This window comes from Sphingobium sp. C100, assembly GCF_000508185.1.
Taxonomy (GTDB): domain Bacteria; phylum Pseudomonadota; class Alphaproteobacteria; order Sphingomonadales; family Sphingomonadaceae; genus Sphingobium.
The window spans coordinates 1-2,414 of record NZ_AYOY01000087.1 but is presented as its reverse complement, the minus strand read 5'-3'; the positions used below and the strand labels follow the sequence as shown (position 1 = coordinate 2,414).

3 protein-coding genes and 1 pseudogene are annotated in these 2,414 nt (G+C 68.7%); 3 read left to right on the top strand and 1 reads right to left on the bottom strand.

The window, feature by feature from the left end; translation table 11 throughout:
* A pseudogene (locus tag C100_RS31560) lies at positions 1 to 273 on the bottom strand (hypothetical protein); the annotation flags it as partial.
* A 259-nt stretch (positions 274 to 532) separates the two neighbouring features.
* On the opposite strand from C100_RS31560, the gene C100_RS31555 reads away from it, so the two are divergent.
* From C100_RS31555 to ribD, 3 genes are all read left to right on the top strand, one after another.
* Positions 533 to 1,201 carry an energy transducer TonB gene (locus C100_RS31555; protein ID WP_235219031.1) on the top strand — a complete coding sequence of 223 codons (669 nt, stop codon included), beginning with the start codon at positions 533 to 535 and terminating at the stop codon, positions 1,199 to 1,201.
* A 51-nt stretch (positions 1,202 to 1,252) separates the two neighbouring features.
* Positions 1,253 to 1,771 carry a hypothetical protein gene (locus tag C100_RS31550; protein ID WP_031308922.1) on the top strand — a complete coding sequence of 173 codons (519 nt, stop codon included), beginning with the start codon at positions 1,253 to 1,255 and terminating at the stop codon, positions 1,769 to 1,771.
* Between the two features lie 32 nt (positions 1,772 to 1,803).
* Positions 1,804 to 2,414: bifunctional diaminohydroxyphosphoribosylaminopyrimidine deaminase/5-amino-6-(5-phosphoribosylamino)uracil reductase RibD (gene ribD / locus C100_RS31545; RefSeq protein ID WP_024019003.1), on the top strand; the 611-nt coding region annotated here is incomplete at its 3' end.

The window sequence follows — 2,414 nt, the reverse complement described above, 5'->3', positions numbered from 1 at the left end:
GCGCCCATCGCGCGCGCCGCCCTCGCCGGTGGGTGCGGCCTGGCGCTCATGCCCCAGCATCCGCTGCATCGCCTGCACCGGCACCAGCCCGTCGCCATCCTGATCCATCAGGTCGAAGCGACGCCCCATATAGGCGCGCATTTCATCGCGGGTGATGCGTCCGTCCTGATCGGCGTCGGCGGCCCATGGACCGGCCGGATCGCCCTGCGGCTGGGCCGCGACGAAGGAGGGGACCAACAGGCCGGCGGCGAGACAGAGGGGTCGAAAGCGCATGAAAGCTCCTGAACGGCAAATGGCCCATGGCGCTTTCGTCGCATCGCGGCTTTGCCGGCATATGTCGCGATGCGGCCCGATTGTTGCAGCCCGCCGTTATTTTATGTTGCAACATATCATATTTTGATGTTGTATCATGTCATTCTTGCCCCAGATGGCGATACCGCCCGGCAGCAGGATGCGAGAGGATGCAACCGATAAGAAGGAGCGCGCGATGCGACTCATGGCGATGGCGGCTGGACAGATGACGGCGAGACACATGACGGCAAGACAGGGCGCTTCGCCCTCCCGCTATGGCGCGGGACGGCGATCGCCGCTGGGCCTGGGCGGAACGGTGGCGATCCATGCGCTGGTGGTCGGCGCTTTCCTGCTGATCCCCAGGGAGGTGATCGAGCAGTTCACGCCCGCTCCACCGATCACCACCTACGCCGTGCCGGACGATCCGCCGCCCCCGCTCGACCCGGTGGACCAGCAGATCGACACCAGGCTGCCTGCCCCGCCGCAGCGGCCGACCGCGGCCGATCCGGCAGTGCCCCTGCCCCCTGCCAACCCGGACCTGGTGGGCAGCAGCAGCCCTGGCGACGGGTTGATCCCGATGCCGCCCTATATTCCGCCGCCCCCGCCCATGCCCGACCCGGTGCTGACCGAAGCGACGATCGATCCCCGCGCGCTGGCGGCCTTTCAGCCCGATTATCCCGGCGCGATGATCCGGCAGGGCCAGGAAGGCAAGGTGACGGTGCGCGTCACGATCAGCGCCGAAGGGCGGGTGACGGACATCGAGAAGATCGCGGCCAGCGACGAGAGCTTCTGGCTCGCGACGCAGCGCCACGCCCTGCGCAAATGGCGCTTCCGCCCCGCGACCCGCGACGGGGTGGCCGTCGCGGCGACCAAGATATTGACGGTGCGCTTCACCCTGACCGACAGATGACGGGCCGGCCCCTTTCGATAAAGAAAGGGGCCGCTTCAGGAGGAATGGCGCATGGACTCTTTTGCATCCGCCCCCGCCTTGGATTATAGGGGCGGGATGGCGATCTTTCCCCGTCCCGTTTCCCCCAAAAGCGCGCTTGGCGACTTCTGGGGCTATTTCCGTCAGCAGCGGCAGCATAAATGGCCTTTGCTCGGCCTTTCCGTGGCGCTCACCTGGGTGATCGTGTGGACGTTCATCATCGACGCCAACACCAACACCATGCCGACGCGCAACAAGATCATCTATGTCCAGAGCTGGGACGCCAGCCGGTCCGACGCGGCGATCATCCTGCAACAGAAGATCGACTTCGCCAAGCGCGAGGCGGCGCTGGTGAAGCAGCAGCAGAAGATGCAGGGCTATGCCGACGCTTTCGGCATCGAATGGCGTGAAGAAGAGCAGCGCAACACCGCGCGGCGCAAGGAAGCGGTGAAGCAAATCAACGCCCTGCTCGACGAGCGGCTGGTCAAGGCGGAAGCGACGGACAAGGCTGCGCCCGGTTCGCCCGCCGCGGCCGGAGTCGCCCGGCCCTGATCGTGCCCGACCCCGCTGACGACCGGCGCTATATGGCCGCCGCCATCGCCCTGTCCGGGCGCGGGCGCGGCCTTTCCACCCCCAATCCCAATGTCGGCTGCCTGATCGTGCGGCAGGGCCATGTCGTGGGACGCGGCTGGACCCAGAAGGGCGGCCGCCCCCATGCCGAGGCGCAGGCGCTGGACCAGGCGATGGACCAGGCCCGCGGCGCCACCGCCTATGTGACGCTGGAGCCCTGTTTCCATCTGTCCCCGCGCGGACCGCGCTGCGCCGACCTGATGGCGCGCGCCGGCATTGCCCGCGCCGTGATCGCGCTGCGCGACCCGGACCCGCGCACCGACGGGCAGGGCGCGGCCTGGCTGCGCGACCGGGGCGTCATCGTCGACATGGGGCTGATGGCGCGGGAAGCGGCGGCGGCGATGGCCGGATTCGTGCTGCGCCAGACGCTGGGCCGCCCGCATGTCACCTTGAAGCTTGGCCTGTCGCTCGACGGGCGGATCGCGCTGCGGGACGGGTCGAGCCGCTGGATCACCGGCCCCCACGCGCGCGCCCATGCCCATATGGAGCGGGCGCGCCATGACGCGATCCTGGTCGGCGGCGGCACGTTGCGCGCCGACGCCCCCCGGCTGGACGTGCGGCTGCG

Excerpts from the sequence above, each read along its gene's own strand:
- C100_RS31555 (WP_235219031.1), top strand. The coding sequence starts at position 533 with ATGACGGCAAGACAGGGCGCTTCGCCCTCCCGCTATGGCGCGGGACGG.
- C100_RS31550 (WP_031308922.1), top strand. The coding sequence starts at position 1,253 with ATGGACTCTTTTGCATCCGCCCCCGCCTTGGATTATAGGGGCGGGATG.